At 58.6% G+C, this 21,625-nt stretch carries 22 protein-coding genes; 14 read left to right on the forward strand and 8 right to left on the reverse strand.

Features of this window, described 5'->3' with window-relative positions; all coding sequences use genetic code 11:
- Positions 1–48 precede the first annotated feature (48 nt).
- Together fabF and ACQZ5N_RS15445 are read right to left on the reverse strand one after the other, a co-directional pair.
- Entirely contained in the window at positions 49–1,344 is a 1,296-nt protein-coding gene (fabF, locus tag ACQZ5N_RS15440; protein ID WP_111781676.1) for a beta-ketoacyl-ACP synthase II, read from the reverse strand.
- 167 nt (positions 1,345–1,511) lie between these two features.
- A complete protein-coding gene (locus tag ACQZ5N_RS15445) occupies positions 1,512–2,099 on the reverse strand; it encodes a TetR/AcrR family transcriptional regulator (protein WP_060725703.1) in 588 nt (195 codons plus the stop codon).
- A 98-nt stretch (positions 2,100–2,197) separates the two neighbouring features.
- Here ACQZ5N_RS15445 and ACQZ5N_RS15450 point away from each other — a divergent pair, with 98 nt between their 5' ends.
- The 4 genes from ACQZ5N_RS15450 (at position 2,198) to ACQZ5N_RS15465 (ending at position 8,196) form a co-directional block, all read left to right on the forward strand.
- Positions 2,198–3,307 (forward strand): efflux RND transporter periplasmic adaptor subunit, encoded by a 1,110-nt coding sequence (locus ACQZ5N_RS15450; protein WP_080867140.1) that lies wholly within the window; start codon positions 2,198–2,200, stop codon positions 3,305–3,307.
- Positions 3,307–6,420 carry an efflux RND transporter permease subunit gene (locus tag ACQZ5N_RS15455; RefSeq protein WP_113081819.1) on the forward strand — a complete coding sequence of 1,038 codons (3,114 nt, stop codon included), beginning with the start codon at positions 3,307–3,309 and terminating at the stop codon, positions 6,418–6,420. Before ACQZ5N_RS15450 ends, ACQZ5N_RS15455 begins: the two co-directional genes overlap by 1 nt.
- 143 nt (positions 6,421–6,563) lie before the next feature.
- The gene (locus ACQZ5N_RS15460) at positions 6,564–7,151 is read left to right on the forward strand and encodes a glutathione S-transferase family protein (protein WP_087745384.1); all 588 of its coding nucleotides are present in this window, start codon (positions 6,564–6,566) and stop codon (positions 7,149–7,151) included.
- A 232-nt stretch (positions 7,152–7,383) separates the two neighbouring features.
- On the forward strand, positions 7,384–8,196 hold the full coding sequence (locus tag ACQZ5N_RS15465; RefSeq protein WP_112953129.1) for an oxidoreductase: 813 nt from the start codon (positions 7,384–7,386) through the stop codon (positions 8,194–8,196).
- A gap of 137 nt (positions 8,197–8,333) precedes the next feature.
- On the opposite strand, the gene ACQZ5N_RS15470 is transcribed toward ACQZ5N_RS15465, so the two are convergent.
- Positions 8,334–9,344, reverse strand: coding sequence for a LacI family DNA-binding transcriptional regulator (locus ACQZ5N_RS15470; protein WP_448733362.1), 1,011 nt, complete (start codon positions 9,342–9,344; stop codon positions 8,334–8,336).
- Between the two features lie 181 nt (positions 9,345–9,525).
- On the opposite strand from ACQZ5N_RS15470, the gene ACQZ5N_RS15475 reads away from it, so the two are divergent.
- From ACQZ5N_RS15475 to ACQZ5N_RS15500, 6 genes are all read left to right on the forward strand, one after another.
- Positions 9,526–10,479, forward strand: a complete 954-nt coding sequence (locus ACQZ5N_RS15475) for a sugar ABC transporter substrate-binding protein (RefSeq protein ID WP_174058326.1) — start codon at positions 9,526–9,528, stop codon at positions 10,477–10,479.
- A gap of 127 nt (positions 10,480–10,606) precedes the next feature.
- Complete coding sequence (locus ACQZ5N_RS15480) at positions 10,607–11,728, forward strand: ABC transporter permease (protein ID WP_448733363.1); 1,122 nt, start codon at positions 10,607–10,609, stop codon at positions 11,726–11,728.
- A complete protein-coding gene (locus tag ACQZ5N_RS15485) occupies positions 11,728–12,516 on the forward strand; it encodes an ATP-binding cassette domain-containing protein (protein ID WP_448733364.1) in 789 nt (262 codons plus the stop codon). Before ACQZ5N_RS15480 ends, ACQZ5N_RS15485 begins: the two co-directional genes overlap by 1 nt.
- Before the next feature lie 82 nt (positions 12,517–12,598).
- Positions 12,599–13,390, forward strand: coding sequence for a TIM barrel protein (locus tag ACQZ5N_RS15490; RefSeq protein WP_448733365.1), 792 nt, complete (start codon positions 12,599–12,601; stop codon positions 13,388–13,390).
- Positions 13,391–13,416: 26 nt separating this feature from the next.
- The gene (locus ACQZ5N_RS15495) at positions 13,417–14,436 is read left to right on the forward strand and encodes a Gfo/Idh/MocA family oxidoreductase (protein ID WP_448733366.1); all 1,020 of its coding nucleotides are present in this window, start codon (positions 13,417–13,419) and stop codon (positions 14,434–14,436) included.
- Between the two features lie 55 nt (positions 14,437–14,491).
- Positions 14,492–14,794, forward strand: coding sequence for a MurR/RpiR family transcriptional regulator (locus ACQZ5N_RS15500; RefSeq protein WP_448733367.1), 303 nt, complete (start codon positions 14,492–14,494; stop codon positions 14,792–14,794).
- 167 nt (positions 14,795–14,961) lie between these two features.
- Here the strand turns inward: ACQZ5N_RS15500 and ACQZ5N_RS15505 are convergent, their stop codons facing one another.
- Positions 14,962–15,597, reverse strand: coding sequence for a TetR/AcrR family transcriptional regulator (locus ACQZ5N_RS15505; RefSeq protein WP_031233304.1), 636 nt, complete (start codon positions 15,595–15,597; stop codon positions 14,962–14,964).
- Positions 15,598–15,684: 87 nt separating this feature from the next.
- On the opposite strand from ACQZ5N_RS15505, the gene ACQZ5N_RS15510 reads away from it, so the two are divergent.
- Positions 15,685–16,458 (forward strand): SDR family NAD(P)-dependent oxidoreductase, encoded by a 774-nt coding sequence (locus tag ACQZ5N_RS15510; protein WP_448733368.1) that lies wholly within the window; start codon positions 15,685–15,687, stop codon positions 16,456–16,458.
- Positions 16,459–16,522: 64 nt separating this feature from the next.
- Here the strand turns inward: ACQZ5N_RS15510 and ACQZ5N_RS15515 are convergent, their stop codons facing one another.
- Positions 16,523–16,924: a tautomerase family protein gene (locus ACQZ5N_RS15515; RefSeq protein WP_448733369.1), complete on the reverse strand. Its 402-nt coding sequence runs from the start codon at positions 16,922–16,924 to the stop codon at positions 16,523–16,525.
- Positions 16,925–17,013: 89 nt separating this feature from the next.
- Here ACQZ5N_RS15515 and ACQZ5N_RS15520 point away from each other — a divergent pair, with 89 nt between their 5' ends.
- Positions 17,014–17,856, forward strand: coding sequence for a LysR family transcriptional regulator (locus tag ACQZ5N_RS15520; RefSeq protein WP_448733370.1), 843 nt, complete (start codon positions 17,014–17,016; stop codon positions 17,854–17,856).
- A gap of 86 nt (positions 17,857–17,942) precedes the next feature.
- Here ACQZ5N_RS15520 and ACQZ5N_RS15525 read toward each other — a convergent pair whose 3' ends face one another.
- Both ACQZ5N_RS15525 and ACQZ5N_RS15530 read right to left on the reverse strand, forming a co-directional pair.
- Positions 17,943–18,347 carry a VOC family protein gene (locus tag ACQZ5N_RS15525; RefSeq protein WP_020808394.1) on the reverse strand — a complete coding sequence of 135 codons (405 nt, stop codon included), beginning with the start codon at positions 18,345–18,347 and terminating at the stop codon, positions 17,943–17,945.
- A 27-nt stretch (positions 18,348–18,374) separates the two neighbouring features.
- Positions 18,375–18,710 (reverse strand): cupin domain-containing protein, encoded by a 336-nt coding sequence (locus tag ACQZ5N_RS15530; RefSeq protein ID WP_003523945.1) that lies wholly within the window; start codon positions 18,708–18,710, stop codon positions 18,375–18,377.
- Between the two features lie 148 nt (positions 18,711–18,858).
- Here ACQZ5N_RS15530 and ACQZ5N_RS15535 point away from each other — a divergent pair, with 148 nt between their 5' ends.
- Positions 18,859–19,392: a MarR family winged helix-turn-helix transcriptional regulator gene (locus tag ACQZ5N_RS15535; RefSeq protein WP_448733371.1), complete on the forward strand. Its 534-nt coding sequence runs from the start codon at positions 18,859–18,861 to the stop codon at positions 19,390–19,392.
- Positions 19,393–19,508: 116 nt separating this feature from the next.
- On the opposite strand, the gene ACQZ5N_RS15540 is transcribed toward ACQZ5N_RS15535, so the two are convergent.
- The gene (locus tag ACQZ5N_RS15540; protein ID WP_003510199.1) at positions 19,509–20,405 is read right to left on the reverse strand and encodes a LysR family transcriptional regulator; all 897 of its coding nucleotides are present in this window, start codon (positions 20,403–20,405) and stop codon (positions 19,509–19,511) included.
- Positions 20,406–20,510: 105 nt separating this feature from the next.
- Between ACQZ5N_RS15540 and ACQZ5N_RS15545 the strand changes: the two genes are divergently transcribed.
- The gene (locus ACQZ5N_RS15545; protein ID WP_448733372.1) at positions 20,511–21,593 is read left to right on the forward strand and encodes a 4-oxalomesaconate tautomerase; all 1,083 of its coding nucleotides are present in this window, start codon (positions 20,511–20,513) and stop codon (positions 21,591–21,593) included.
- The last annotated feature ends 32 nt before the right edge of the window (positions 21,594–21,625 follow it).

The following is a 21,625-nucleotide window of genomic DNA, read 5'->3' on the forward strand; positions in this document are numbered from 1 at the left end:
GGGAGCGTCCTGGTGGAGACTTTGTTCAAAGGGGACCACGCGCGGGGGTTAATCAGCTAATGGCGTACGATTGCCTCTCCTCGGCCAGCGTCGAAACACTGCGCTGGCATTGACGCCACCGAAGCCGAAGCCATTGGATATCGCATATTCAACATCGAGGGGTCGGGCATCGTTTGCGACAAAGTCGATGCCATTGGCCTCAAGGTCCGGTGAACTGAGATTCAAGGTCGGGGGCGCGATCTGGTGCTGGAGCGCCAGGATCGTAAAAATAGCCTCAAGGCCGCCGGCGGCCCCCAGCAGGTGTCCCGTCGCCGACTTCGTCCCGCTGACAGCGATCGACTTCTTTTGGCCGAACAGGCTCTTGATTGCTCTGAGCTCTCCGAGATCTCCAACCGGGGTCGAAGTCGCATGCGCGTTCAGATGGCCGATTTCGTGCGGCGCGATACCCGCCTGCGCGATGGCGATTTGCATTGCCCTGCGGGCGCCGCTTCCATCTTCCGGCCCGGAGGTAATATGATGGGCGTCGGCGGTCGTTCCATATCCAACGAGTTCTGCTATCGGCGTCGCACCACGAGCAAGGGCGTGGCTCAACGCTTCAATGACGAGGATGCCTGCGCCTTCGCCCATGACGAAGCCGTCACGCGCCGTATCGAAGGGGCGCGATGCTTTGCTGGGCGTGTCGTTGAAACCGGTGGAGAGCGATCTTGCTGCAGCGAAACCGCCGAGGCTGACGATGTTCATACAGGCTTCCGTTCCGCCGCAAACCGCAATGTCAGCTTCATTGGACCTGATGAGCCGTGCGGCATCGCCGATCGCCTGAACGCCTGCGGCACATGCCGTTACAGGCGCGCCAAGCGGACCTTTGAAGCCATGTCGGATGGAGACTTGTCCGGCGGCGAGATTGACAAGAAAGGATGGAATGGTGAAGGGCGAAAGGCGGCGGACGCCGCGTTGGTCGACGGTACGCACCGCCTCCGTTATCGCGGGAAAGCCACCGATGCCCGATGCGATGATTGTCGCCGTTCTCAGTTTTTCTTCTTCAGAAGCTGGCTTCCAGTTCGCCTGCGCCAGAGCCTCTTCCGCCGCTGCCAGCGCAAAGATGATGAAGCGGTCGACCTTACGTTGATCCTTCGAGGGCAGAGTCCTGTCCGGATCAAATCCTCCTTCAGGATCTTCAGCCAGGGAAGGGACCACGCCTCCGATTTTTGACGGCAAATCCCCGACAATGTCATCACCCAGTCGCCGGATCCCGCTTTTGCCAGCCAGGAGCCGGGACCAGGAGATATCGACATTTGTACCAAGGGGGCTGACGGCCCCCATTCCTGTGACAACGACACGACGCATTTGCATTTCCACCTGTTTACGATCAAAAATTTGGCATGCCTTCGGCGTCCGACCGAATGACTGGTCGTGAACTTGGGACATGCGGTTCGCGCTATTCTCTTTTGATAGGCGTTCGGATTCGGCTGAACTCTGCCAGCTACCGGCGACGAATATCCAAAAACTGTCCGTTAGTCGCTGCCATCGCGGCCAGCAATGCGCCGGACCTCGCTCGCTGCCGCATCGAGTACGCTCGTCGACAGAAGTTCATCCTCGATAATCCTGGACAGCGTCACCGCACCGATCATCATCGACAATATTGCCATGGCCTTTCCGCTTCGAGCCCTATCGTCACCATCTCCGATGAGTTCTTCGAGCACCTGGAAATGCGCCCGGATACCATCCTCAAACGGGCGCCGAACTTCGGCAGTTTGACGCGCAGCGTCGGAGCCGAGAGCAACAAGCGGGCATCCTTCTGCCTTTTCGCCGCTATGGTCTTTGGAGAGGTAGAAGCTGATGATCGACTCCAGGGGATCTGACGTGTCTGCTGCGGCATCAGACCACCTCCTCGTGGCGCTCTCGAGAGCACGCCGTGATGCGAGCGCCGCAAGATCGTCTTTCGATGCGAACTGTTTGTAGAATCCACCCTGGGTGAGGCCTGCACCCTTCATCAGGTCTTTCAGACCAATCCCGTCGAACCCATGCTCTCGAAACAACCGGCTGGCGACGTTTATCACCCTCTCGCGGTTTTCCTCTGCCTGTACGCGGCTCACTCTCATGTGGACCTCCAATTAGATTTCATTTGACATCTATATGTCTTTTAGAGTTAGAGTGCAATCTAATATTTTTGAACTTGCCGTCAAGAAGGGGCGATGAAATGAAACGGAAACTTGTTGTCACTGCAGCAGCAGTGCTGGCGCTGGCCGCGGGCGGAGCCGCGGCACTGCTGCTTCCGGCGCAGGCGCCCGAGGCAAAGGCGGCCGACCCCCGGACCTTGGCGCCATTGGTCAATCTCGCGACGGCCAGGCTTCCTGGCAATTCGAGCAGCAGCTTCACCGGAACCGTTGGTGCCCGGGTCCAGAGCAATCTCGGCTTTCGCGTTCCCGGCAAGATCGTTGAACGTTTTGTCGATGTCGGGGAGCAGGTAAGCGCTGGGCAGCCACTGATGAGGCTTGACGAGACTGATCTTCGCCTTGCTCTGACCGCCAAGCGAAACGCCGTCATTGCGGCACAGGCGACATTTGTCCAAGCGAAAGCCGATGAAAAACGCTTTGCCGCTCTGATGAAGACCTCTGCTGCCTCGACGCAGCAATATGAACGATCGAAAGCCCTGCTGGATACGGCGACGGCACAGTTGGCTGCCGCTCAGGCTGAGGCGAATGTTGCCGAAAACGAGGCCAGATATGCGGTTCTCGTCGCCGATGCAGATGGAACCGTTGTCGAGACGCTCGGTGAGCCGGGCCAAGTGGTAACCGCCGGGCAGCCGGTTGTGCGGCTTGCGAAGTCTGGTCCGCGCGAAGCGATTGTCTGGCTTCCCGAAACCATGCGTCCTGCCATTGGAGCTCAGGCTTCCGCATCTGTCTATGGCAGAAACAATGCGGAAAAGGCCAGGCTTCGCCAGATCTCCGATTCTGCCGATCAGCAGACCCGCACCTATGAAACGCGCTGGGTGCTTGAAGGGGGCGCTGCAAATGCGCCCCTGGGGGCGACCGTCACCATCGAAATGGAGAATAGGGATGCGCAGAATCATGCCGAACTGCCGATAGGCGCGCTGTTGGATGACGGGACGCGGACAGGCGTCTGGGTGATCGATCAGCAATCGTCCCTCGTGAAGTTTCGTGATGTGAACGTGGAGCGGGTGAGCGAAGAGAATGTGGTCGTCACTAACGTCAAGCCGGGAGAAGAGGTCGTTGCGCTTGGCGCACATCTTCTCAAGGACGGAGCGCAAGTTCGCACCAGCGTTGGGACAAAAGAGGCGGCAAACTGATGAACCTCAATCTGTCCGCCCTTGCGGTTCGCGAACGCGCCGTTACGCTGTTCTTTATCGTCCTTCTGTCGCTTGCCGGCGTCTATGCCTTCGTCAAGCTGGGACGCGCTGAGGACCCCTCCTTTACCATCAAGACATTGACGGTTACGACTGTCTGGCCGGGTGCAACCGCACGCGAGATGCAGGATCTCGTTGCCGAGCCGCTGGAGAAGCGTATTCAGGAATTGGCCTGGTACGACCGGGTCGAGACAACGACGCGCCCCGGCTTTGCCTATCTTACCGTCACGCTCAAGGACAATACGCCGCCACACGCGGTCGCCGAAGAATTTTATCAGGCGCGTAAGAAGCTCGGCGATGAAGCCAGAAACCTGCCGCAGGGTGTTCTGGGACCATTCGTGAACGACGAATATTCCGACGTCAGCTTCGGCCTTTACGCTCTCAAGGCGAAGGGCATGCCGATGCGCGATCTCGTCCGGGAAGCCGAAAAGATCAGGCAGGACATGCTTCATGTTCCCGGCGTGAAGAAGATCAACATTCTCGGCGAACAGCCCGAGCAGATATTCGTAGAGTTCTCCTATGAGAAGCTCGCCACCCTCGGCATATCTTCTCAGGACATTGCCGCAGCTCTTCAACGGCGCAATACCGTTACGCCCGCTGGCTCGATAGATACCCAGGGTCCGCAGGTCTTCATTCGTCTCGACGGTGCCTATGACAGTATTCAGTCTATCGCTGATACGCCCATCGTCGCTTCCGGCCGTTCGTTGAAGCTTTCCGACATTGCTGAGGTACGCCGGGGTTATCAGGAGCCGGCAAGCTATGTCATCCGTCATGACGGCGAGCCGGCCATCATGCTCGGTGTTGTCATGCAGCAGGGCTGGAATGGCCTGGAGCTTGGCAAGGCTCTTGAGGAACGCTCCGGCCGGATCGCACAGTCGTTACCCCTTGGCATAACACTGACGAAGGTCAGCGATCAGGCCGTCAACATTGACGCGGCGGTGGGTGAATTCATGGTGAAGTTCGCCATGGCCCTCGGCGTGGTGCTCTTCGTCAGCCTCATTGCGCTCGGTTGGCGGGTGGGCATCGTTGTGGCTCTGGCCGTTCCGCTGACCCTGGCTGTCGTCTTCATCATCATGCTCGAGACGGGGCGCTTCTTCGACCGCATCACGCTCGGTGCATTGATCCTGGCACTTGGCCTGCTTGTCGATGACGCCATCATCGCCATCGAGGTGATGGTCGTTAAGATGGAAGAGGGCATGGATCGCATCAAGGCGGCTGCCTATGCCTGGAGCCACACTGCGGCACCGATGCTGTCGGGCACGCTTGTGACCATTATCGGCCTGATGCCGGTCGGTTTTGCCGCCTCTGCAGCTGGTGAATATGCGGGCAATATCTTCTGGATCGTCGGTTTCGCGCTGATCGTTTCCTGGTTCGTGGCGGTGATCTTTACGCCCTATCTCGGCGTAAAGCTGTTGCCCGATATCAAACCAGTGGCAGGCGGCCATCATGCAATTTACGATACGCCGAACTACAGACGCCTGCGCGGGGCGATCGAATTCACCGTCAAGCACAAATTCCTGACCTGTGCCGTGGTCGGCGTCGTCATGGCGCTCTCGGTCGTCGGGATGGGTGCGGTGAAGCAGCAGTTCTTCCCGACATCGGACCGCCCTGAGGTTCTTGTCGAAGTCCGCATGCCTGAAGGCACGAGCATCGAAACGACGACCGCCACGGTCAAGAAGCTCGAGGCCTGGTTGAAGCAGCAGCCCGAAACAAAGATCGCGACCAGCTACATCGGCCAAGGCGCGCCCCGCTTCTTCTTCGCCATGGCGCCCGAACTGCCCGATTCTGCCTTTGCGAAGATCGTTGTGCTGACATCCGACGCCCATGAGCGTGAGGTGCTGAAACTGCGTCTGCGGGATGCCGTTGCGCAAGGGCTGGCGCCCGAGGCATTCGTCCGCGTGACGCAACTCGTCTTTGGCCCCTACACGCCATTCCCCGTCGAGTTTCGGATCAAAGGACCGGACGCCGAAGAGCTGTACAAAATCTCCGAGCAGGCACTTGCTCTCATGAGTTCGGTACCTGACGTCAGAAATGCCAACCGTGACTGGGGTAACCGCACACCTGTTGTCCGGTTCGTTCCTGATCAGGATCGCCTGAACCTCATCGGCATGTCGTCCGCCGAGGCTGCCCAGCAGATACAGCTCCTGTTAAGTGGTGTTCCCGTCACGCAAGTCCGTGAGAACATCCGAAACGTTCCCGTCGTGGCCAGAAGTGCCGGTGAAATCCGCCTTGATCCTGCAAGGCTCGCCGACTTCTCGCTCGTGACGAGAGACGGTCGTGCGATCCCGCTCGATCAGATCGGCCACACGGAGGTGCGCTTCGAAGAGCCGATCCTCAAGCGTCGTGACAGAACGCCTGTGGTGACGGTCCGGTCCGACATTAACGAGGCAACACAACCGCCAGAGGTTTCGCAACAGGTGATGGCCGCTCTCCAGCCACTCATTGCATCTTTGCCTGCCGGCTACACAATCGAGATGGGCGGCAATATCGAGGAGTCCCTCAAGGCGAATACTGCCTTGGTGAAGGTGTTCCCACTGATGATCGCAGCGACCCTGATCGTCATCATCCTTCAGGTACGCAGCCTGTCGACGATGACGATGGTGATGCTGACGGCACCGCTCGGTCTTGCAGGCGTCGTGCCGACCCTGATCCTGTTCAACCAGCCTTTCGGGTTTAACGCGATCCTGGGTCTTATCGGCCTGGCGGGCATCCTCATGCGCAACACGTTGATCCTGACCGAGCAGATCAAGGAGAACAAGGCTGCGGGTCTGGACGACTATCATGCCGTGATTGAGGCTACGGTGCAGCGAACAAGGCCCGTCATCCTGACGGCGCTTGCCGCGGTCCTTGCCTTCATTCCCCTGACGCATTCGGTTTTCTGGGGTTCGATGGCCTACACGCTTATCGGCGGAACGGCGGTGGGCACGCTCATCATCCTGCTCTTCCTGCCGGCACTCTATGCTGCATGGTTCCGCGTCAAGCCGCCCAAGGCAGAAATGCATCCGACGGAGCACGGGAATACGGAAACAGCTCAACATTCGCTTGCTGCGGAATAGCCAACCCGCGCCTCCGCAGCAGATGATGCTGCGGAGGGGTCATACTGCTTTGGCGAGAGTGGCGTGTGTTTTGTGTGCCCACTGAACCCTTTCGGAAGCCATGTTTTCGTCCCGCTTCAATCCTGCCAATGAGGAGCCTTTACATGAACCCCGTCGTATCCATTTTCAAACATCCTCCGGACGGGGGTAGAGGATATCACCGGGATATGCGCGTCAGGTGGGCTCTCGAGGAAGTCGGCCAGCCTTACACTCTACGGCACCTGACTTTTTCCGAGATGCGCCGCCCCGAATATCTGGAAATGCAGCCGTTCGGCCAGATGCCGATCTACCAGGAGGGCGATCTCATTCTTTTCGAATCCGGTGCGATCGTGCTTCACATAGCACAGCGTTTCGCCGGCCTCCTTCCCGATGAAGCGAATGCTCGCTCGCGTTCCATCATGTGGATGTTTGCAGCGGTTAATACGATCGAACCCTGTATCGCCTCCGGCAGCGTTGGTCATCTCAGTCAGCGGCTCCAGCAACTGGGCGATACGCTTGGAGGGAAAGAGTGGCTTGAGGGGGCTCAGTTCAGCGCCGGTGATCTCATTATGGTGAGCGTACTGCGGCCGCTCAAGCACTCTGATATTCTGCTGGATAGCCCTAGCTTGCAGGACTACGTCGAAAGAGGCGAGCAACGGTCCGCGTTCCAGCGTGCGCTGGGCAATCCACCAGCGGACAGGCGAACGGCGTGACTTGACGGCATAAGCATCCGTCACACCTGTTACTCTTCAGGCGAGAACCGCCGCATTAACTCGACCGATGTTTCCTGCGTCGAGACGACTCACCCACGTGTCGTGTGGACTGACCATCCGCCTCCTCAATTTCTGCAAATGCGTTTTATTTCGCTTGCAATCTAACTGAGTTTTAGATTACAAACGAAATCTAAATTGATTTCTAATCCAACGCTAATTTTGGAGAGCGTAGATGTCCACAGACAAGATTGTTGTGGTGACCGGAGCATCCTCCGGTATAGGGCAGGCGACCGTGAGGTTGCTGTCACAGAATGGGTTCAAGGTATTTGCAGGATCGCGCAATCCGGACAAAAGTGGACCGGTTCCTGGTGTCGAGTACGGACGTCTCGATGTGGACAATGACGAGTCGGTGAGGCAATTCGTCGATTGGGTTCTGTCCCGTTCAGGTCGGATTGATGTCGTGGTGAACAATGCAGGCGTCTCTCTTGTCGGGCCGGTCGAAAGCACGTCGGACAATGAGGCGAAGGCCCTTTTTGAAACCAATCTCTTTGGCCCACTGCGCATGATACGAGCGGTATTGCCTGCGATGCGTCAGCAGAATTCCGGCCTGATTGTCAATGTCAGCTCGGTCCTCGGCTTCCTCCCCGCACCTTATATGGGCCTTTATGCCAGCAGCAAGCATGCCCTGGAGGGACTATCTGAAACGCTTGACCACGAAGTTCGGCAATTCAACATTCGCTCCGTCTTGGTCGAGCCAACGTTCACGAGGACAAGTCTCGATGTCAATGCGAAGCGGACGGAGACGCGCATTGACGACTACGCTCATCAATTAGCCAAATCCAATGAGGCCGTTCTTTCCGCCATTAAGACAGCAAGCAGTCCTCAGAGTGTCGCTGCCGAAATCATGGCAGCAATCACAGGCCCTCACAAAATGCGCAGGCCGGTTGGAAAACAGGCTACGCTTCTAAGTCGCCTGAAGCGGTTTGTTTCAGCCAAGGCATTGGATAGCGGCATCAGGAAGACGTTTGGGCTCTCCAGACTGTAAGCATTGTTATTCGCGCAAAGCAGAAGTCATTTTAGCGGCATCCTATCCGCCTGAAAATTACAAGTCTCCGTGGACTCAGGCCCCCGCAACCAAATATCCAAAACTCCCGAAGCTAACGCTCCGGGAGTTTTTTGTTGTCACGTGGAATTCCGGACGATCATTTTACCGGGCACGGTGACTGTTTCGGCTTCAATGGCTCCGGTGATCATTCCGATGATGGCCTCGATCATTTCGTGGCGAGGTTGTTCATACGTGGTGAGACCGTATGCGGGTGAACCTCCGAGTTCATAATTGTCGAAGCCGACGATAGCCATGTCTTCAGGCACTCTCAGGCCGAAGTTACCGCGAATTTCATCCATGGCGCCGAAAGCCAGGATATCGTTCTCACACATAAGGACGTCGACGCGTTCGGAAGGTGCAGTTCGCGAAAGATATTCGCGGACGGAGGCTGCTCCCGCTGCGGCGCTGTATTTTTCGGCAAACAGGAGCTCGATCTCGCCGACGCCTTTTTCCGCCCAGAAATCTGTAAAGTGCTGCCGGCGTCTGAGCGCCGTCGAAAGCGCTGTCGCACCGCTCATGAAGCCGGGCTTTCGATATCCCCGTTCGTATAAATGGTTGACGATGTCTCTCAGCGCCAGTTCGGCGTCACATACGACGGCGGGCACGCCGTCGATCTGGCTATCGCGTGCCAGAACGAACATGGGCGGCATTCCGTGGCCAAGCTGGCGGTCCGTCAGCGTTTCATCGCGAAATGCGGTGCCAAAAAGAATGATGGCGTCAACCTGACGCTGGTCGGCATGCAGCAGGGCGTGCACGTGATCGAAGTGGTTATTGATGTTGATGAGCATGGCAACGAGGCCGGCGGCCTGCAGACGCTCCGTCAGCGTTTCAAGAAACGGCAGTTTCTGGGGATTGGCGAAATCATCGACGAAGACGGCGACCTGATGGGTCAGATTGGTGGCAAGGCTCCGGGCAAGAAGATTTGGCGAGTAATTCAGGGCAGCGGCCGATTCCAGCACGCGCCGTTTGCTTTCCTCGGTAATCGACGCACCGGGTGTGAAAGCCCGGATAACGGTCCATTTCGATACGCCGGCTGCGGTCGCCACCTCTTTCGCCGTCGCTCTCCTGGTAGTTTCCCGCTTGCGCATAGTGCCTCCGACCGAAATGGAACGAACATTCCATTTTGGATTATGATGAAATGAACGCTTGCTTTTAACCCATTCGCGGCTATGATGCACCTGCTTGCACCCGGTAGCAAGATATTTGCACCCGGTAGCATTCACATTTTGCCGGCTTGAGGAGTGGGCCGGTACAAGGAGGAGGAACCACATGAAATCTATTCTCAGGAAACTCGCCCGTGGCGCACTCGTCGCCGGAATAGCCGTGTCATGCTCTGCAACGGCCAGGGCGCAGGATCAGTTGACCATCATCGCGGTCACCCACGGTCAGGCGTCCGATCCTTTCTGGTCTATCGTCAAAAATGGCATGATGCAGGCGGGCAAGGACAGCAATGTCCGGGTCGATTATCGCGCGCCTGAAACCTTCGACATGGTCGCGATGGGTCAACTCATCGATGCGGCCGCAAACCAGACCCCGGCGGGGATAGTGATTTCCAATCCGGACCCAGATGCCCTTGGTCCAGCGATTGAAAAAGCAGTTGCCGCGGGCATTCCGGTCATCTCGATGAATTCCGGCATCTCGGCCACGGAAAAGCTCGGCATCAGGCTGCATGTCGGTCAGGATGAACTGCCTGCCGGCGTCAAGGTTGGGGAGAAGCTGAAGTCTCTCGGTTTGAAGCATGTTCTTTGCGTCAACCAGGAGGTGGGCAATGCGGCTCTGGACCAGCGCTGCGCCGGAACGGAAAAGGGTTTTGCAGGCGGCAAGGTAACGGTGTTGCCGACGACAGCCGACCCGGCGGAAATCGAAGCCAAGATTCAGGCGGCGCTCACCTCAGATCCCTCGGTGGATGTTGTTCTCGGCCTTTCTGCGCCGCTGGTCGGCGAACGCGCGGTTGCAGTCGTCGAAAAGCTGGGTGTCGGCGACAAGGTCAAGGTTGCATCCTACGATCTGTCGGCGGGTTTTCTGAAGGCGGTCGCGGACGGGAAGGCACTCTTTGCGGTTGATCAGCAACCTTTCCTGCAAGGTTATCTACCTGTGACATTTCTTGCGCTGAACGCACGTTACGGCACCATTCCGGCGGGCAACGTTGCCTCCGGCCCAAGCTTCGTCGAGAAGGACACGGCCGCCGCAGTCATCGAAAAATCCTCCCAGGGCATCCGCTAGGCCGGATGGAAGCGTGGCTCCCGCCAAAGCGGGAGCCACCCCGAACGCAACTTTTGCCTCGATGCGCGACCTTTTCGGCCGAACGCCGTTGCGCGCAAAGACGACACCCAATCTGAGGAACAAACCCATGACGCTGGCCAACGAACAGAACGGGTCCCAAACCCGATCCGACGAGCGGCTAAAAAAGGTTTCGATGATGACCGCTCTCCTGCGTCGTCCGGAACTCGGCGCTGTCGCCGGGCTGGTGCTTGTCACCATCTTCTTTTTCTTCACCGCCAATCCGGCCATATTCACGCTGGCCGGTGTGGTCAATTTCATGGCCCCGGCTGCCCAGCTCGGCATTCTTGCCATCGGCGCCGCTTTATTGATGATCGGCGGTGAATTTGATCTGTCGATCGGATCGATGGTCGCCTTTGCCGGTCTCGTATTTGGCACGGCGCTGGTGGTTCTCAATCTTCCGCTCAGTATGGCGATCCTGATTGCGCTCGGATTTGCCGTGGTCATCGGCGTCACGAATGCGCAGCTCACGATGCGAACGGGTCTTCCCTCGTTCATCGTCACGCTTGCATTCCTCTTCATTCTGCGTGGCCTCACGCTGGTTGGCCTCAAATGGGCAAGCGGCGGAGCGACACAGCTTCGCGGCATGAAGGAAGCCGCCGCCGACAGCCCGCTTGCCCCGATTTTTTCCGGCGACGCCTTTACCGGCCTGTTCTCCTGGCTCGGCAGCCGGGGCATCATCGAGACATTTCCAAATGGAACACCGAAGGTCCCCGGCATTCCGGTGGAGATACTGTGGTTCGTCCTGATCGCCCTGCTTGCTACCTGGGTGCTTCTGCGGACGCATTTCGGCAACTGGATATTTGCCGCCGGCGGTGACCCGCGTGCGGCGCGCAAGTCGGGTGTGCCAGTGGAGCGCGTGAAGACCACCCTGTTCATCATAACGGCCATGTGCGCCACACTCGTAGCGATCCTCACCGTGCTGGATGCCGGCTCCACGGATGCCCGCCGTGGGTTTCAGAAGGAATTCGAGGCCATCATCGCGGCCGTCATCGGCGGCTGCCTTCTGACAGGCGGTTACGGTTCGGCGATCGGCGCGTTCTTCGGCTCGATTGTCTTCGGCATGGTGCTGATCGGTCTTACCTACACGTCGATAGATCAGGATTGGTATCTCGTGTTCCTCGGCGGCATGCTGCTAACGGCCGTCATTTTCAATAATGTGATCCGCAAACGCGTCACGGGAGAACGCTGATGAGCACATCTCAGACGCCAATCGTCGAGGTAAGGAACCTCGTCAAATATTTCGGCTCCATCATTGCGCTCAACGGCGTATCGCTGAGTGTCAATGCCGGCGAGGTTCTCTGCCTTCTCGGAGACAATGGTGCCGGCAAATCCACCCTCATCAACACCCTGTCTGGTGTGTTCAAGCCGACATCGGGAGAATTCCTCGTCGAAGGTCAGCCACGCATATTCGACGGTCCGCGGAATGCGCTCGATGCCGGCATCGCGACCGTCTATCAGGATCTTGCGATGATCCCCCTGATGTCGGTGACGCGGAACTTTTTCATGGGCCGCGAACCTCTGAGGGGTTTCGGTCCCTTCAAAAGCATGGACATGGATTTTGCCGACAGGGTCACGCGTGAGGAGATGCGCAAGATCGGCATCGATGTGCGCGAGCCGGATCAGGCGGTGGGCACCCTGTCGGGCGGTGAACGGCAATGCGTCGCCATCGCGCGCGCTGTCTATTTCGGGGCGAAGGTTCTCATCCTCGATGAGCCGACGTCGGCGCTCGGCGTCGCGCAGACCTCGATGGTTCTCAAATATATCAACCAGGTCCGCAATAACGGGCTCGGCGTCATTTTCATCACGCATAATGTTCGCCACGCCTATGCCGTCGGCAACCGGTTCACGGCGCTGAATCGCGGCAAGACCCTCGGGACCTATTCGAAGAGTGAAATTGGCATCGACGATCTGCAGAACCTGATGGCAGGCGGCAAGGAGTTGCAGTCCATCTCCCAGGAGCTGGGCGGAACCATCTGATTAGACATTCCCGAACGAATATCCGGTTCGGCGCGATCGCGCCGCGCCACGACCCCTCATATTCATCAGCAAGGTATTACCCATGAGCGCTTCTGCGAACTCCTTCCCACTGGCGGCCTGCGCCGAGATGTTGTGGCGTGACAAGCCGATCGAATGGCGCGCTTCCCGGCTCAAGGATCTGGGCTTCGGTGTCGGCCTGTGGAACTGGCCGGAACATGATATCAGCAGACTTGAAGCGACCGGTGCGACCTTCACCATCATGAACGGCTATCTCACCGGCCGGCTTACGGATGACGAAGGCGCGGAGGAACTGCTCAGCACGGCCCGCCAGACCGCCCGGGTGGGCAAACGCCTTGGCGTTCAGCGGCTGAACCTGCATGGCACGGGCCTTGGAGATCGCGGGCTGCCGGTGCAGCCTGTCGAGGTGGTTACGGGCGCCATGTGGCTAAAGGCGCGTGACACGCTTTGCCGTATCGTTGACCTCGCGGAAGAAGAGGATGTGGTTTTCACCCTGGAGAACCTCAACCTTTCCGTCGATCATCCCGGCGTACCGTTTGCGCGCGCGGAAGATGCACTGACTCTGGTTTCCAGCATCAACCACCCGCGTCTGCGCCTCAATCTCGATCTTTATCACGCCCAGATTGGCGAAGGAAACCTCATCGAACTCTGCCGCAGGGCCCTGCCGTGGATCGGGGAGATTCAGGTTGCCGACGTGCCCGGCCGCTGCGAGCCCGGTACGGGCGAAGTCAACTGGAACGGCATTGCCCGGGCGCTGAAAGCGATGGGCTATTCTGGGCCGGTCGGCATGGAGGCCTGGGCATCCGGTGATGCCGACGCAGCGCTCTCGGCTTTCCGCGCTGCATTCACAATCTGACAACATAAACCCACAGGACGATCCCCATGCCCAAGACAAAACCCGTCAATGTCGGCCTCATTGGCGCCGGCCGCATCGGCTCTTTCCACGGTGAAACCGTCGCCCGGCGACTGGTCGATGCCGAACTCGTCGCCATTGCCGATCCCGCACCGGGTGCGGCAGCAGGTCTTGCGGAAAAACTCGGCGTCGACGCCGCCTATACCGACATTGCCGCATTGCTTGCACATCCCGGTCTCGACGCCGTCATCATCGCAACGCCGGCCCGTTTTCATACCCATGTTCTTGTTCAGGCTGCCGAGGCGGGAAAAGCGATTTTCTGCGAAAAGCCGATGGCGCTAACGCTGGAAGATGCCGATCGGGCGATTGCTGCGGCACGCTCGGCTGGTGTTCCCCTCCAGGTGGGCTTCAACCGCCGGTGGGATCAGGCCTTTGCGGAAGGCTGGGCCGCAATCGACGCCGGCAAGGTCGGCGCGCCGCAGCTCATCCGCTCGCTGACGCGTGATCCCGGCCCATTCGCCGCAGAACCCGGCCGTATTCCGCTCTGGACGATTTTCTACGAGACCCTCATCCACGATTTCGACACGCTGTTATGGCTGAACCCCGGCGCCAGACCCGTCGAAGTCTTCGCCATGGCGGATGCGCTTGTCCGCCCTGACGCAAAAGGTGAAGGCTTTCTGGATACGGCGGTGGTCAATATCCGTTTCGACAACGGCTCCATAGCCGTTGCGGAAGCCAATTTTTCGGCGCTCTACGGCTATGACATTCGCGGTGAGGTTTTTGGATCGGACGGCATGGTGACGATGGGCGATGTGCGTCGTTCAAGCATGACGCTGTTCGATGGGCGCGGCGTCTCGAATGAGACCTGGCGTCGCGATACCGATCACTTTGTCCATGGATACACGGCGCAACTTGCCTCTTTCGTAACCGCTGTTCATCAAGGGACGATGAGTGAAGGGCCAACGGGCCACGACGCACGCAACGCACTGGCGGTCGCCCTTGCCGCTATTCAATCGGTATCCCGGAAACAGCCGGTTGCCCTGAATTGAACCCCATGCGCGCTGGCTTCCCGGCGTGCTTTCCGATCGACAAGGAGCAGGCTCCATGCGTACGCGGCACACCTTTAAAACGCCGACCAGCATTCAGGACATGAAGGGTTTGATCGTAACGGGGAGCCTGCGATTGTCGCAGCAGCAGGACCATGTCGCGCGAACCATTCTGGCTCGTCCGCATATCGTCGCCTTTGGAACGATCGGTTCCCTCGCCAGCGAATGCGCCGTGTCTCCATCCACCGTCGTCCGTGTCGCCAACTCGCTGGGCTTTGATAGGTTCAGCCAATTCAGGCGGGTTTTTCGCACGCACGTACTGTCGGAAGGAAAGGGGCGTAACATAAAGAATTTTCTATAGATTTTGCCCTGTGAAAGTGAAAGTCGCAGGTTCTGCGCGGTGGAGAAGAAAAATGAATATTACCGAGATTTTGCCGGCGGGGGTTCGGCTCGCCGTCAGCCCACTTTCCTGGTCGAATGACGTTTTGCTCGTCCGGTCCTCGGCCGATCCGTTCAAGAGGTTCCGATTCAACCTTGAGGGCCAGCGGCCCCACGCTTTCCGGGCCAGGCAGTCAGCGCGACGTCGACCAAAGCTTTCAACCTGGCCGTACATGCGCCATCGCAAGCCTGCGCAGACATGCCCTGAATGATGGCGCCGTAAAAGCGGGCGAGCGTATCCGTGTCGGTTTGCGTGGGTAGTTCGCCCTCGCTGACGGCGCGGTCGAACCGCGTCTTGAGAATCTGTATTGCCGCCTCGCGCAATCCCGCCGTTGTGCGGGCGACAGAGGCGTTTGCTTCCGAATGCTGGAGAACGGCGGTGGAAACGATGCATCCGCGCGGCTTGTCGGGCTGGGTATGTCCTTCAGCAATATCGTAAAGGTAAGAGGCAAGCGCCTCATAGGCGGGTATTTGCGCCTGCAGCACTTCGGCGCGGCGTTCGCTTTGCTGCGCAATGCTATGATCAAGCGCCAGCCGGAATAATTCTTCTTTTGAACCGAATGTCGCGTAGAGGGACGGCGGGGTGATGCCCATCGCATGGGTGAGGTCCGCTATCGAGGTTCCCTCATAGCCGTGTTCCCAGAACAGCCGGGCTGCGACGTCGAGCCCGGCATTCCGATCAAGCAGGCGCGGTCTACCGCGTTGTTTTCGCGTCATTTCAGACATTTTTATATCGATCACTATAAAAATATTGACAGGTCATGGCCAGGTTTTATTATAACGATCGTTAGTTAAATCGCAACGGAGTGATCCATGTCTCAGAAACTATCGAACAAAGTCGCCCTCATAACGGGCAGTTCACGCGGCATCGGCCGTGCCGCGGCCCTGGCGTTTGCGAAAGAGGGTGCAGGTCTTATCGGCGTCCATTATGGCGCGAACCCCGAGGCGGCACAGGCAACGGTCCGCGAGATCGAGGCTCTCGGTTCGAAGGCGGTCGCTCTCAATGCCGATCTGCGGGCCGGGAAAGCGGCGACGGACAGCTTGTGGGAGCAGTTCAGGGAAGCCGCGGTCGCTTTCACCGGCTCACCATCGCTTGATATTCTCGTCAATAATGCGGGCATTGCCCCGGCGACACCGTTGAAAGAAACAACGGAAGCCGCTTTCGACGAGTTGATGACGATCAACTTCAAGGCGCCGTTCTTTCTCATTCAGGCGGTTGCCGATCATCTCCGCGACAATGGCCGCATCATCAATGTCTCGACCGGCTTCACGCGCATCGCGGCGCCGACGCATCCCGCCTATGCGGCGTCCAAGGGTGCGCTTGAGACATTGACGCTGGCGCTCGCCCCGGAATTCGGCCGGCGCGGAATTACGGTCAATTCGGTTCTGCCGGGTGTTACTGAAACCGACATGAACGCCGGATGGCTGGCAGCGCCGGAAGCCCGCGCAGGCGCTGAAGCCCTGTCCGTCTTCTCGCGTGTCGGACGCGCCGATGATATTGCGGACGTCATCACATTCCTTGCCTCGAACGATGCCCGCTGGACGACTGGACAGATGATCGATGCGACAGGCGGTGCGCGGATTTGATCCAGGCATGGCAAATATCCCTGGGCGAGCGGCGTCGGGCAGTTTCGCCTGACGCCTGCCGACGCTAGCTGCGCTTGCCTGCCCACCGCAGATTCTGGGTTTGCCCGCCATAACCATAGGCATCGCCATCGACGGCGTGAACCAGCACATAACTCGCCTCGTGCACGGGGCCCAGCAGGGCGTTCATCTCGTTATAGACCCGCCGGACCCATTCGGTCGTCTCGTCCTTTATGTTGGTGTGTTCTGTAATCGAAACCTCGACATAGAAGCTTCCGACCTTCTGGTCGGCGACGCTCGCTCCGGCGATGATCCAGTCATCGGGATCGGCGCTCTCGACGAGAACCGCGGTGACAGCCGGGTCCTTGTGCAGGATTTCCGCCGTGAGGCGAGAAAGCAGAGCCGCGACTTCCAGTTTTGGGTCGCGTCCGTTCCGGGGTTTGGTGTAGCGCGCTTTGATCATGGGCATGGTCTTGTCTCCTTGTTGCTGAGACACCTTGCGCAAATTTCTTCATAATGAGAATATGGTGTTGTATATTCCATACATAGCGATTTTATATGATTGACCTCGAAAGCGTTCGCCTGTTCATTTTCTCCGTAGAGCTCGGCAGCCTGACAAAGGCGGCGGAGGCGGCAGGAACCGTGCAACCGGTCGTCAGCCAAAAATTGAAGATGCTGGAGCAGCGTGTCGGCAGGCGGCTGATCGACCGTTCGCCGCGGCATCTGCGGCTCACGGAGGATGGCCAGGTGTTCCTGCCGAAGGCTCGCGAGCTGCTCGCCAAACACGAGGAAGCGCTGACCTTCGGTCATGAATCGCCGCTGCACTTTAGCCTGGCGGCCAGTGACCATGCGATCGGGGGCCGCCTTTCGATGGCCATACGGGCGATGCGCGCGGCACTCCCCGCCAATGCGGTGATTGAAGTGAATATCGGCTTTTCCCGGCACGTGAAGGAAAGTTTCGCGTCCGGACAGGCCGACGCCGCCATTATCCGGCGTAACGGCGGTGGCTCAGACGGCGAAATCCTGCGTACCGACAGGTTGGGATGGCGGGCCGCCCCGGACTGGCGGCCACGCTCCAACAGCGCCATTCCGCTGGTGTCGCTGGGGTCTGCGTGTGGTGTTCGGGAAATTGCGGTGTCGGAGCTTAGAAGAGCCGGCGTGGAGTGGCGCGATGCTTTCACCGCCGGAAGCTGTTCGGTGCTCCATGAAGGAATTCTTGCAGGCGCGGGTGTCGCGGCGATGGGCGATATTAGCGCCCGTGGCCTGCCTGACAGGGGTGTGGAACTGGGGCTGCCTTCGTTGCCGCCTTCCGATATCGTTCTTCTTTCCCGCGCAAGAACGCCCGCACATGCATCGGCGATCAGAGCCCTGGCCGCAGCCGTATCCGGCACCGGCGACTAGGTTGAGTAGCGGTTCCCCGCCGCTTTTGGGCATTTCCGCTCCAGCCCATCAGTAAGTTCGCCTCGTCGCGCGCGTGAATGATGACGTCAGCCCGCATTGCTCAAATCCATGTAAGCGGGTTCAAATTCGTGACCATCGGGATCGGCGAAGGTGCGGAGATACATGAAACCCAGATCCTGCGGTTCCCGGACATCCGCTTGCCCGCCCGCTTTTGCCGCGGCGCCAACCATGGCGTCGACCTCTTCGCGGCTGTCGCGCGAAAGGGCGATCAGCATGCCGTTTGTCGTATGGGCATCGGCGATCGGTTTGGCGGTGAAGGTCTTGTAATAATCGTGCCGCAGAAGCTGGAAGGTGATGGTCTCCGACCACACCATCGAGCTTGCGTCTTCGTTGGAAAACTCTTCGTTCTTCACGCAGCCGATCGCCTCATAGAAAGCGGTCGAAACGGCCAGGTCTTTCACCGGCAGGTTCAGGAAAATCATTTTGGCCATTGTCTTTCTCCTCATGGTGGAACGGGGTTACAGGAAGGTCTGCTGAAAGGTCTCGCTCGGATGGATGCAGATGATCTCCAGCCGGTCAGTGCCTATATTTTCGAAGCGATGGGGGATATTGGCAGGCCCAACGACGATGTCTCCCGACGAGCCGCGTGCCCGCTGATCGCCGATTGTGAACTCGGCCTCGCCTTTGCGCACCACCCAGGTTTCGGCATAGGGATGAACATGCAGATCAGGGCCGCGACCCGGATCGGCATTGACGAGAAAGATGGATACGGCGCTTCCGTATTCGCATCCTTCATAACGCACCGTCCGGCTCTGGCCGGGGTTCGGTTCCTGATGACGGCGGATGGAAAACATCTGGTCTCCTCCCTGAGACAAAACTATCTTCGCGAGAAGATATATGTGCAATTTATCTTCCTGTCAAGATATCTATCTTCTCACAAAGATATATTCACGGAGCAGGCAAAGCCGTATATGGTTTTCGAAGTGCTGATGGGGTGATGAGATGAAGCAGGCGACGACGGATCGGACGATGGAAGCTGACAGGGAAGACCATGTCGACCGTCTCCGTGGCCAGTGGGCGCGGGAACTGCCTGATATCGATACGGAACCGATGGCCATTTTCGGGCGCGCCAAACGGCTCAGCAACCTTCTGGCGCCATCAATCGAAGAGACATTTGCTGGCTTCCGTCTCGACCGCGGCGAGTTCGATGTCATCGCAACATTGCGCCGGTCGGGACCGCCCTACCAGCTGACGCCGACGGAAATGTATACGACGCTGATGCTCTCCTCAGGCGGCCTGACGCACCGGCTTGATCGATTGGAAAAGGCCGGACTTATCGAGCGCAGAAAATCGAAGCTCGATGGACGCAGCGTCGTTGTCTACCTCATGCCGGCGGGCATCGAGCTGGCGGAAAAGGCATTTCGCCAGGACATGGCGAGCGAGCAGACTTTCCTGCAGGGGCTCACTCCGGACGAGCGCGATAACCTCGCGGCGCTGCTGAAAAAGCTGGTGCTGGATATCGAGGCCCGTCTTTAGCTTCTGGTGCAGATTCTTTCATTCGAGCGATCTGCAAATCAGAGGCTGTTTGCCAGCACCTACGGTTCGCGCCGCCATTGGCCGCAGCATGCCCTAGAAGCATCTCTCTCAAGCGATCACTGGGTTTTCCAGGTTTCGAGTAGCATCCGCACAAATTTTTCGGCGGCTGGGGAAAGAGCGCTGCTTCGCCTTTGCACGATGCCTATCGTACGGGAGACCACCGGGTTGACGATTGGCCGGGTGATGAGGAATGGGTGATCGTCCTGCGGCGTTGCCAGCCGCGGCAGGACGGAAATGCCAAGTCCGGCTTCGACGAGACCGAGCGACGTGTTGAGATGCGTCACCTCATAGAACCAGTTCAATTTTAGATTGTGCCGTGCAAGCGCGCTGTCGAGAAGCGTCCTGTTGCCGCTCGAACGGTCCACGACGACCAGCGGATAGGCCTCCAGCTGGTCCCACTCGATCGTTTCGAAAGCTGCCAGAGGGTGGTCTTTCCTCATTGCCAGCACGAAGGGGTCATCGATGAGGGGCTCGAATGAAAGCTCGGGATCGGAATTGCCCATCAGGTTGATGCCAAATTCCACCTCGCCTCTGGCGACCGCCTGCAGACCCTCATTGGCTGTCAAATCCCTGATCCGCAGCCTTATATGGGGATATTGCTGGCTGAAGGTCTTGATGACGGTGGGAAGAAAGTAAAAGGCGGCGGTGGGAACGCAGGCCATGGTGATAAGCCCGCGCCGTTGCGCGCCGTCCTTCATGGCAAAAAGCGATCCGTCAAATTCCTCGAGCATGCGCCGAACGAGCGGCATGACTTCCTGCCCCATGGCGGTGGGTGCGACGTGGCGCGTCGTTCTTTCAAGAAGTGGCGCGCCGATGGCCTGTTCCAGTTTCTGGATACGGCGGGTGAGCGCAGGTTGCGAGATATGCAGCGCCTCGGCGGCCCTGTGGAAACTGGCCAGTTCAACCACCGCTTGAAACGCCCGCAAATCCAGAATTTCACAATTGATGCTCATACCGCAATAAAACTCCAAAACATTGCATTTAACAGATTAGACTCTTTTGCTCATATTGCAACAACACGGCGAATTGATCCGCCAAATGCAATATTGAGGCAACCCATGAACGATCTGCTGAAGATACCCTGTGTGCTGATGCGCGGTGGAACGTCGCGTGGACCGTTCTTTCTCGCATCCGATCTTCCCCGTGATCGGGCGGACCGGGACGCGGCCCTTCTTTCCATCATGGGGTCTGGCCATCCATTGCAGATCGACGGCATTGGCGGGGGCAATCCGGTCACATCCAAAGTTGCGATTATCGGCCCTTCCACGGTCAGGGACGCCGACATCGACTATCTGTTCGCGCAGGTTCGCACCGACAGGCAGTATGTCGACTATTCGCCAAACTGCGGAAACATGCTGGCCGCCGTCGGGCCCTTTGCCATCGAAGCGGGGCTTGTCGAAGCGCAGGGCAGCGATACTCTCGTGCGGATCCATAACGTGAATACCGGCAAGCTGATCGAGGCGAAGGTTCCGACACGCGGCCGCGAGGTTATTTATCTCGGCGACGCCTCGATCGACGGTGTTCCGGGTCTGGCGGCGCCCATCGCATTGACATTCATGGATGCGGCGGGTGCGAAAACCGGCAAGCTGCTGCCCACCGGAAAGCCGGTCGATCTGATCGATGGCGTCAACATAACGGCCGTAGACTGCGCTATTCCGATGGTTCTCATCCGCGCAGCCGATCTCGGCGTGACGGGGTACGAGGATCCGCAAACCCTGAGCGCTCACAAGGATCTCATCGCACGGATGACCCGCATCCGCATCGAGGCCGGAAAGTTGATGGGAATGGGTGATGTGAAAGACATGGTCATTCCGAAACCGGTGCTCGTTGCACCGGCCCGCAGAGGCGGCACTCTTTCGGTGCGGTATTTCATGCCCCACGAGTGTCATCCTGCACTGGCGACGACCGGTGCCGTTGGCATCGCAACCGCGGCTGTCACCAAAGGTTCCATCGCTTATGATGCGGCCGGAGGCCTTTCGGTGCCGACCCAGATCCGCATCGAACATCCCGCAGGCTGCCTCGATGTGCAGCTGGAGATGCGAAACGGCGCAATAACGGCCGGACTCGTAAGAACGGCGCGCAGGCTTTTCGAAGGCTTCGCCTTCGCCAAACCAACTGCTGCGATTGAAGACGCAGCCTAGACGCGGCCATAGTGGCGCAAAATATAGTCAAA

The sequence above is a fragment of the Agrobacterium sp. 22-221-1 genome, from assembly GCF_053522445.1.

Excerpts from the sequence above, each read along its gene's own strand:
- fabF (WP_111781676.1), bottom strand. The coding sequence starts at position 1,344 with ATGCGTCGTGTCGTTGTCACAGGAATGGGGGCCGTCAGCCCCCTTGGT.
- ACQZ5N_RS15445 (WP_060725703.1), bottom strand. The coding sequence starts at position 2,099 with ATGAGAGTGAGCCGCGTACAGGCAGAGGAAAACCGCGAGAGGGTGATA.
- ACQZ5N_RS15450 (WP_080867140.1), top strand. The coding sequence starts at position 2,198 with ATGAAACGGAAACTTGTTGTCACTGCAGCAGCAGTGCTGGCGCTGGCC.
- ACQZ5N_RS15455 (WP_113081819.1), top strand. The coding sequence starts at position 3,307 with ATGAACCTCAATCTGTCCGCCCTTGCGGTTCGCGAACGCGCCGTTACG.
- ACQZ5N_RS15460 (WP_087745384.1), top strand. The coding sequence starts at position 6,564 with ATGAACCCCGTCGTATCCATTTTCAAACATCCTCCGGACGGGGGTAGA.
- ACQZ5N_RS15465 (WP_112953129.1), top strand. The coding sequence starts at position 7,384 with ATGTCCACAGACAAGATTGTTGTGGTGACCGGAGCATCCTCCGGTATA.
- ACQZ5N_RS15470 (WP_448733362.1), bottom strand. The coding sequence starts at position 9,344 with ATGCGCAAGCGGGAAACTACCAGGAGAGCGACGGCGAAAGAGGTGGCG.
- ACQZ5N_RS15475 (WP_174058326.1), top strand. The coding sequence starts at position 9,526 with ATGAAATCTATTCTCAGGAAACTCGCCCGTGGCGCACTCGTCGCCGGA.
- ACQZ5N_RS15480 (WP_448733363.1), top strand. The coding sequence starts at position 10,607 with ATGACGCTGGCCAACGAACAGAACGGGTCCCAAACCCGATCCGACGAG.
- ACQZ5N_RS15485 (WP_448733364.1), top strand. The coding sequence starts at position 11,728 with ATGAGCACATCTCAGACGCCAATCGTCGAGGTAAGGAACCTCGTCAAA.
- ACQZ5N_RS15490 (WP_448733365.1), top strand. The coding sequence starts at position 12,599 with ATGAGCGCTTCTGCGAACTCCTTCCCACTGGCGGCCTGCGCCGAGATG.
- ACQZ5N_RS15495 (WP_448733366.1), top strand. The coding sequence starts at position 13,417 with ATGCCCAAGACAAAACCCGTCAATGTCGGCCTCATTGGCGCCGGCCGC.
- ACQZ5N_RS15500 (WP_448733367.1), top strand. The coding sequence starts at position 14,492 with ATGCGTACGCGGCACACCTTTAAAACGCCGACCAGCATTCAGGACATG.
- ACQZ5N_RS15505 (WP_031233304.1), bottom strand. The coding sequence starts at position 15,597 with ATGTCTGAAATGACGCGAAAACAACGCGGTAGACCGCGCCTGCTTGAT.
- ACQZ5N_RS15510 (WP_448733368.1), top strand. The coding sequence starts at position 15,685 with ATGTCTCAGAAACTATCGAACAAAGTCGCCCTCATAACGGGCAGTTCA.
- ACQZ5N_RS15515 (WP_448733369.1), bottom strand. The coding sequence starts at position 16,924 with ATGCCCATGATCAAAGCGCGCTACACCAAACCCCGGAACGGACGCGAC.
- ACQZ5N_RS15520 (WP_448733370.1), top strand. The coding sequence starts at position 17,014 with ATGATTGACCTCGAAAGCGTTCGCCTGTTCATTTTCTCCGTAGAGCTC.
- ACQZ5N_RS15525 (WP_020808394.1), bottom strand. The coding sequence starts at position 18,347 with ATGGCCAAAATGATTTTCCTGAACCTGCCGGTGAAAGACCTGGCCGTT.
- ACQZ5N_RS15530 (WP_003523945.1), bottom strand. The coding sequence starts at position 18,710 with ATGTTTTCCATCCGCCGTCATCAGGAACCGAACCCCGGCCAGAGCCGG.
- ACQZ5N_RS15535 (WP_448733371.1), top strand. The coding sequence starts at position 18,859 with ATGAAGCAGGCGACGACGGATCGGACGATGGAAGCTGACAGGGAAGAC.
- ACQZ5N_RS15540 (WP_003510199.1), bottom strand. The coding sequence starts at position 20,405 with ATGAGCATCAATTGTGAAATTCTGGATTTGCGGGCGTTTCAAGCGGTG.
- ACQZ5N_RS15545 (WP_448733372.1), top strand. The coding sequence starts at position 20,511 with ATGAACGATCTGCTGAAGATACCCTGTGTGCTGATGCGCGGTGGAACG.